This window comes from Acinetobacter sp. AL9 (assembly GCF_041464035.1).
Lineage (GTDB): Bacteria > Pseudomonadota > Gammaproteobacteria > Pseudomonadales > Moraxellaceae > Acinetobacter > Acinetobacter towneri.
In genome coordinates, this window is record NZ_JAYFSK010000019.1 from 37334 (window position 1) to 44684 (window position 7351).

7 protein-coding genes are annotated in these 7351 nt (G+C 40.7%); 4 read left to right on the top strand and 3 right to left on the bottom strand.

Annotated features, from left to right (window positions below; all coding sequences use genetic code 11):
* Window positions 1-142: 142 nt before the first annotated feature.
* The 3 genes from ACEO2X_RS06590 to ACEO2X_RS06600 all read right to left on the bottom strand — a co-directional run bounded on the left by ACEO2X_RS06590 (window position 143) and on the right by ACEO2X_RS06600 (window position 4121).
* Window positions 143-1789 (bottom strand): AMP-binding protein, encoded by a 1647-nt coding sequence (locus ACEO2X_RS06590; RefSeq protein WP_371971293.1) that lies wholly within the window; start codon window positions 1787-1789, stop codon window positions 143-145.
* A gap of 276 nt (window positions 1790-2065) precedes the next feature.
* Window positions 2066-3202 (bottom strand): acyl-CoA dehydrogenase family protein, encoded by a 1137-nt coding sequence (locus ACEO2X_RS06595; RefSeq protein WP_178318659.1) that lies wholly within the window; start codon window positions 3200-3202, stop codon window positions 2066-2068.
* Window positions 3203-3350: 148 nt separating this feature from the next.
* Window positions 3351-4121, bottom strand: coding sequence for a 3-hydroxyacyl-CoA dehydrogenase (locus ACEO2X_RS06600; RefSeq protein ID WP_371971296.1), 771 nt, complete (start codon window positions 4119-4121; stop codon window positions 3351-3353).
* Between the two features lie 142 nt (window positions 4122-4263).
* On the opposite strand from ACEO2X_RS06600, the gene ACEO2X_RS06605 reads away from it, so the two are divergent.
* The 4 genes from ACEO2X_RS06605 to ACEO2X_RS06620 all read left to right on the top strand — a co-directional run.
* On the top strand, window positions 4264-5289 hold the full coding sequence (locus ACEO2X_RS06605) for an AraC family transcriptional regulator (protein WP_371971298.1): 1026 nt from the start codon (window positions 4264-4266) through the stop codon (window positions 5287-5289).
* Window positions 5290-5549: 260 nt separating this feature from the next.
* On the top strand, window positions 5550-5900 hold the full coding sequence (locus ACEO2X_RS06610) for a hypothetical protein (protein ID WP_371971299.1): 351 nt from the start codon (window positions 5550-5552) through the stop codon (window positions 5898-5900).
* A 203-nt stretch (window positions 5901-6103) separates the two neighbouring features.
* Window positions 6104-7015 carry a bestrophin family protein gene (locus ACEO2X_RS06615; protein ID WP_004973196.1) on the top strand — a complete coding sequence of 304 codons (912 nt, stop codon included), beginning with the start codon at window positions 6104-6106 and terminating at the stop codon, window positions 7013-7015.
* A 209-nt stretch (window positions 7016-7224) separates the two neighbouring features.
* A partial coding sequence (locus ACEO2X_RS06620; protein ID WP_180005984.1) for a helix-turn-helix domain-containing protein occupies window positions 7225-7351 on the top strand: 127 nt, incomplete at its 3' end.

The following is a 7351-nucleotide window of genomic DNA, read 5'->3' on the forward strand; positions in this document are numbered from 1 at the left end:
GATGCACACATTTTCTATCGATTGAGTTCGTGCTTGCATAATCGGGTGGTTTAAATAAAGAATACAGATTTAAAAAAACGCCAATCTGTATGAATGGCGTTTTTCTTATGGCGCAATAATTAACAGGGCCTATTGGCTGAACTTAGCTCACTTTTTTAAAAGCATTTTGTTTTGCAATTTCTTGTTGCTTCAATAAATTACGCTGAATTTTTCCACTGGATGTTTTAGGCAAACTGCTGACAAATTCAATTTCTTTAGGATAGGCATGTTTCGATAAGCGTGAACGCACATACTGTTGCAGCTTTTCCTGCAATGCAGTGCTTGGTTGATATTGATTTTTTAACACCACAAAGGCTTTTACCACTTCTGTACGCTCTGGGTCTGGCTTACCAATTACTGCGGATTCAAGCACTTCCTCACATTCAAGCAAAGTACTTTCTACATCAAAAGGCCCGACACGATAACCCGAAGTTGTAATGACATCGTCTGCACGACCAATAAAATCAATCCCACCAAATTCATTTAAACGTACCGTATCACCCGTTAAATAATACTGTCCCACAAATGATTTACGGTCATCCCCATCGTAACCTTTGAACCACATTAAAGGCGATTGTGATTCATCCAGTGCAAGTGTGCCAATTTCGCCGTGAGCGACTTCCTGATGCTGTGCATTTAAAACCGCGAAACGATGTCCGGGAATAGCATAACCCGCAGAACCTACTTTTTTCTGATGTTCCAGTGCATGATGATTGGCAATCACCATCCCCAATTCGGTTTGTCCATATTGATCATAAATATTGACTTGTAAATCATGCTTAAACCAATGAATCACTTCTGGTGTGAGCGGCTCGCCTGCACTGCTAACCACACGCAGATGTCGTTGAATATCACCATCAAACTTTTCTTTAAAACCAAAGAACATTCTAAATGCGGTTGGTGAACCTGTTAAATTACTCACCTGATATTTACGGATAATTTCCAGTGCATGATCAACACTAAATGGACGTTCATCCATAATAATGCTATGCCCCAAACTCAGTGGCCCTGTAATACCGTAATACAAGCCATAAGCCCAACCAGGGTCGGCTAAATTCCAAAATGAATCTTCTGCTCTTAAATCGACTGCATGCTGCATATAACCTTTAAATGCCACAATGGCTTTTAAAGGCACAGGTACAGATTTAGCTAAACCCGTAGTGCCTGATGTAAACATCATCAGAAAATCATCTTCAAAACTGCGATACACGGTTTCAAAGTAAGTGTCTTGAGTGCTTAGAACTTGCCAAAAATCTGTATCATGGTTTTGAGCTTGATTTGCTGCGTCCACAGTTAAAATTTTCACATTAGACAAGGCATTTAGTTTTAGACGCTGCTCAGTATTGGTCACAATGAGCTGCGTCTTTGCAGTTTGAATACGGTGCTCAATCGCTTTAGATTCAAAGGCTGTAAATAAAGGCTGATACACTGCCCCAATGCGCCATGTGGCAAAAACCGTAATTAACAATTCAGGCGTACGCGGCAATAATCCTGCAATACAATCACCTGCTTTTAAGCCCAGTTGAGTAAAATAATTTGCCAATTTTCCAGATGCTTCTGCCAGTTGATCAAATGTCCACGATGCAGTTTGACCGTGTTTGCCTTCCCAAATTAAGGCAGTTTGTTGAGTACCCGTATAGCGTCCGCAACATTCTTCATAGGCATTAAGTGCCGTTGGCGTTCCTGCCAATTGGGTTTGAATCAGTTGCTCAATATCAAACTGTTGATATGCCTCTTGCAAAGTTTTCATTCTTTTAAGCTCCGTCTTAAACTGATGACACTGCAATTCATTTGCAGCAATATGCGTTATTGTTTTAACCGTTTTTACAAGTTAGGATTGAATCGCTCTTTAAAATTTAAATTAGGTTTGCTGTGATGAAGTCGATCATGCAACGCAATCACGACATGATCTTCGCGTATTTTTCAATCAAGTTAGCTAAACATGATTTGAACATTTTCTCAATTTCCACATCCTGCAATAACCTTGCAAGCTTTGGACACCGACTAAAGTTTTAGATACTCAGCTTTAACGCTTAGTCACTTCACGTGCAATCACCAAACGCTGAATATCGGATGCACCTTCATAAATTTGGCTAACGCGCACATCGCGGTAAATACGTTCAACTGGGAAATCAGATACATAGCCATAGCCCCCATGTATTTGAATCGCATCTGAACACACACGCTCTGCCATGGTTGAAGCAAAAAGCTTGGCCATAGATGCTTCTTTTAAACACGGTAAGCCTGCATCTTTGAGGCTTGCGGCATGTAGAATAAGCTGTCGTGCAGCTTCAATCTGTGTTGCCATATCTGCCAAGCGAAACGCGACTGCCTGATGTTGCACAATTTCAACTCCAAAAGCTTTACGCTCATTGGCATAGTCCACGGCTGCATCTAAAGCTGCTCGCGCCATACCCACCGATTGCGCGGCAATACCAATACGCCCCGACTCTAAATTAGAGAGTGCAATTTTGTAGCCTTCACCTTCTTGCCCCAATAGGTTTTCTGCAGGAATACGGCAGTTTTCCAACACGATGGTGGCGGTATCGGAACAGTGCTGTCCCATTTTGTCTTCTAAACGTGCCACGATATAACCTGGTGTGTTCGTCGGGACTAAAAAGCAGGAAATGCCTTTTTTACCCGCAGTTTTGTCCGTTACAGCAAAAACTAAAGCAACATCTGCATATTTGCCTGTGGTGATAAACTGCTTGGTGCCATTTAAAACCCAATCCTCGCCATCTTTTTCAGCTTTACATTCAATCGCGCTGGCATCAGAGCCGACTTGTGGTTCAGTTAAACAAAAGCAGCCTAACCATTCGCCTGTTGCCAGTTTAGTTAAATATTTTTGTTTTTGCGCCTCTGTGCCGTAGCGTTGTGTAATTCCGCATGGCAATGAGTTTTGCACACTCACAATCGTTGAAACTGCACCATCACCCGCAGCAATTTCTTCTAAGGCTAAAACGAGAGATACATAATCTAAACCTGCACCGCCCCATTCTTCTGCAACGGTCATGCCCAAAGCACCTAGCTCACCTAGTTCCTTTAACTCCTTTGCAGGGAATTCAGCAGTTTTATCACGTGCTGCTGCAGTTGGCTTAAGCTTTTCCTGTGCATAACTGCGCAGCATATCCTGAATCATTTTTTGTTCATGGCTTAAAATCATGGTGACCCTCTGTGTATATGGTAGATGTTGTTTTTGTCAGAAATGCGCGCAACATCCTTGTGCTGTATTGCAACGGTTTTTTAGTATCCAGTTTTTCAATACTTGAATTTTTGCTTAGGCTATTTTATGGAGATAGCATCGTCATAACTTATTTCGGTTGCATACGAATTGCGCCATCCAAACGAATCACTTCACCGTTTAAATAACCATTTTCAAAAATATGACCCACCAATTGCGCAAATTCTTCAGGCTTTGCCAAACGTGGTGGAAATGGCACCATTTGCCCTAAAGCATCTTGCACATGCTGTGGAAATGCTTTCAGCATCGGGGTTTCCATAATACCGGGGGCAATCGTCATCACCCGAATGGCTTCACGTGCCAATTCACGTGCCAAAGGCAGCGTCATCCCCACAATTGCACCTTTCGATGCAGAATACGCACTTTGTCCAATCTGCCCATCAAATGCTGCAACCGAAGCAGTATTCACAATCACGCCACGTTCTTCTTCATTGGCGGCTAAGTCATATTTCGCCATCAGTTGTGCCGCAAAACGGATCATATTAAAACTGCCCGTGACATTAATATTCAGCACTTTTTGGAACATTGCCAAATCATGCAAACCATCACGTCCCAAGACTTTGGCAGACGGTGCAATGCCTGCACAATTCACCAAACCATTTAACTGTCCGTATTTTTGCTCAATATGGTTAAAAAGCTGCTGTACTTGGTTTTCATCGGTCACGTCTACAGCTACGAACTCTGCATTTTCGCTCAATTGCTGTTGAAGCTGCTGCCCAAGTTCTTGATTCATATCAACCAAAATAACTTTTGCACCTTGCGCAACTAAATGTTGTGCAGTCGCAGCACCTAAACCCGATGCACCACCCGTGACCACACAGACTTTTCCTTGAATTTTCATTTTATTTTCCTTATAAATTTTCAGGTTGATACAACTTAAGAAACAGATTAATCACACTCAAGCTAGAGTACAATTTCCAAACCCTGCATCGACTATGATGTATTTGAACACTCAACTTGTAAATGGAATACCACGCCATCCCATGAATGCAACTCAGCTCACTTACAGCAAAGGTACAATTTCAATTGCTTTAGTCCATGAAGCTTTGCATACTGCACAGCAACGCGGTATGGATACGCATGCGATTTTGCAGACGGCGGGTATTCCTGCAGAGCTGTTACATTCCAACAAAGCGAGGGTGTCAATTCTGCAATATGGTCAATTGTGGATTGCACTGGCAGATGCCATGAACGATGAATTTTTTGGCATGGACAGCCATGCTATGCGTCGTGGCAGTTATCAACTCTTGTCTAAATGGGTGTACCAAGCAGAGCATTTAAAGGCCGCATTACAGGACATTTTAAATTTCTTTAATTTAATACTGGATGATTTTTCAGGTGAATTAAACGTAGATGGTGAATATGCAATCTTAACCATTCACGATAAAGATCAAGTGAAACCGATGTTTAGTTATGCCACTTTTTTAATGCTGATTCATGGCTTGATGTGCTGGCTGACAGGACAACGTATCGCTATTTTAAACATGCAACTCAAATGTGCTGCCCCGCAGGATGATGCTGATTATCGTGTCCGTTTCTGTGATGAAATTGAATATGCGTGTACAGCGCATAAGATTTATTTTGAGGCAAAACATCTTGATTTAAAAATCAAGCAGGATAAAAAAAGTTGGAAACGCTTTTTAAAACAAACACCTTTTAACCTTTTGGTGCGTTATAAAAACCCACATGCGCTGAGTCATAAAATCCGTAAACAATTAATGCGATTGCCGCCGAGTGAGTGGTTAGAACTGAACGAATTAACCCAACATTTCAATATGTCTGAAGCGACGTTCCAACGGCGTTTAAAGCAGGAAGGCACTAGCTATCAGCAATTAAAAAATGAAATCCGTCGAGATACGGCAATCGAATTGTTGAGCAAAACCCAACAATCACTTCAGGAAATTAGCGATCAATTAAATTTCCATGATCCTAGTGCTTTTCATCGTGCCTTTAAAAAATGGACAGGGGTCAATCCTGGGGCATATCGACAATATACTGAAAGCACATAACTGAACGCTCATAATTGCGTGACTTATCACCTACTACTCAGCCACTATCTTGTATATTTTACAAACAACTTAATTATAAAAGAAAACTCAAAGCTGTGATTTCAAGGTTTAGCAGTGAACTGGTCGTTCATCGGCACAGCATTGTCAAAGTATTAAATTTAGTTTACTTTTCAATCAATTTAAAGCATAAATTTTATGCAATTCGGCTGTCATACTCCCCCTGTAATATTAAATGTACGAGCATCTTTGGAGGTTTCCCCATGCTTAAGATGATGGATGTACTTGAACACAATCTAGTTCAAAATTTCTCTCACTCCCTCAACCAAGCTTCTGAACAATTAGATGAATTACTCAATCAAAGTATTCTAAATACCTCAGAAGAGCAGTTACGTAATGTCATGTCTGCGTTTTTCAAACGTGAAGATGCACTTGAAGCAGCGCAAGCCCTAGATATTTGCCAAGAAGATTTACAATCTTTGCAAACGGGTTTGGCTCTCAAAGATGAACACCTGTGCGATACCGCTAAAATTGTTGCGCTATGTTTGGCTTTAGAAACAGACAGTTTGGCACAAGTTGAAATTCCTGACTGTTTGCAAGATTACCCGATGTAAACTAAAACTTCGGGTATTCATTTGCTGAAAGTATTTAAAAAGTGATGTCTTCATGGCATCACTTTTTTATTGGCTGTTGCAATAATAAATAAGAAAAATTGACTTTAAGCCGCTTGCTGCTTTTTGAATCAAAAGCTAGCTATCATCTTGCCAAGCGTTGTTTGTCTATGAAACACTAAGGACAGCCTCAAGGATGCATCAAGATGATTATTCGCAATAAAAACAACAGTTTTACCCTACTGTTTGCATGGTATGGGACAATTTTACCCACGGTCTTACCTGCACTTGCAATTGTGGTCTTCCTTTCTACGGTCTTAGTGTATTTGTCTTCTCACCACTTTTTTCAAGTGCCGAGCGTACCAGCCATTGGCTTTACCATTTTCGGTATTATTTTGTCTATTTTCCTCAGCTTTAGAAATAACGCCAGTTATGAACGTTGGTGGGAAGGTCGAAAATTGTGGGGGACGTTAATTGCAACATCACGGCATATTTCACGTGACTCATACGTACTGCCAGATCAACAGCGTCGGGTCTTGATGTATCGGGTCATGTTGTTTAGTAATTTATTGCGTAACCGTTTACGCAATCAAAACCAACCTATCGATTTTTATCAAAACAAAGTCAACCTCACATCTGCAGATTATGAAGCATTATTTCCGCATATTAATGCCGCACAGTTTATTTTAGAAAGCATTCAAAAAGAGTTAGTCAGCGCACTGAAAACAGGTGAAATTTCCGATATTATTTATCAAGGCTTGAATCAACATATTGTTGAATTGGGTAATGTGCAAGCAGGTTGCGATCGAATTCTCAGCACACCCTTGCCTTTTTCTTATTCAGTCTTGTTGCACCGCACTGTGTATTGCTTCTGCTTTATTCTGCCTTTTAGTTTAGAAGCAAGTTTAGGAATCTGGACACCAATTTTGGTGGGTTTAATTGCCTATTTATTCTTAGGTTTAGATGCTCTCAGCGAACAACTTGAAGAACCTTTTGGCCTGCAAGACAATGATTTACCGCTCAACTCCATGGTGCGATTAATTGAACGGGAAATGCTGAGTTCACTTGGCGAAGAACTGCCACCTGCAATTTTGGCAGTGAAAGGCAACCTAAGCTGACATCAGTTGAGTTGAGGCTCATAAATTGGCCTTGCACTTAAACTTTGCTAATCATTCGTCTATGTTTGCAAGCTGATAAATAGATCTCACAAGATTTTTAACTGACGCAGATTCAAATCTCAAGTGCAACACATTTGTAGTTAGTTGAAAAAGTTAGGTGTATTCATAGAATCATTAGACTTTTTCAAACCGCAATTGGAAAGCACACAATGAAGAAATACACCCAACTTTCTCAAGATGAAAGATACGAAATTTATGCTACTTTGAAAAGTAAAAGTTCAATCGCTACCCTTGCTCGGGAGTTAGGACGTTCACGATCAACCATCTACCGTGAAT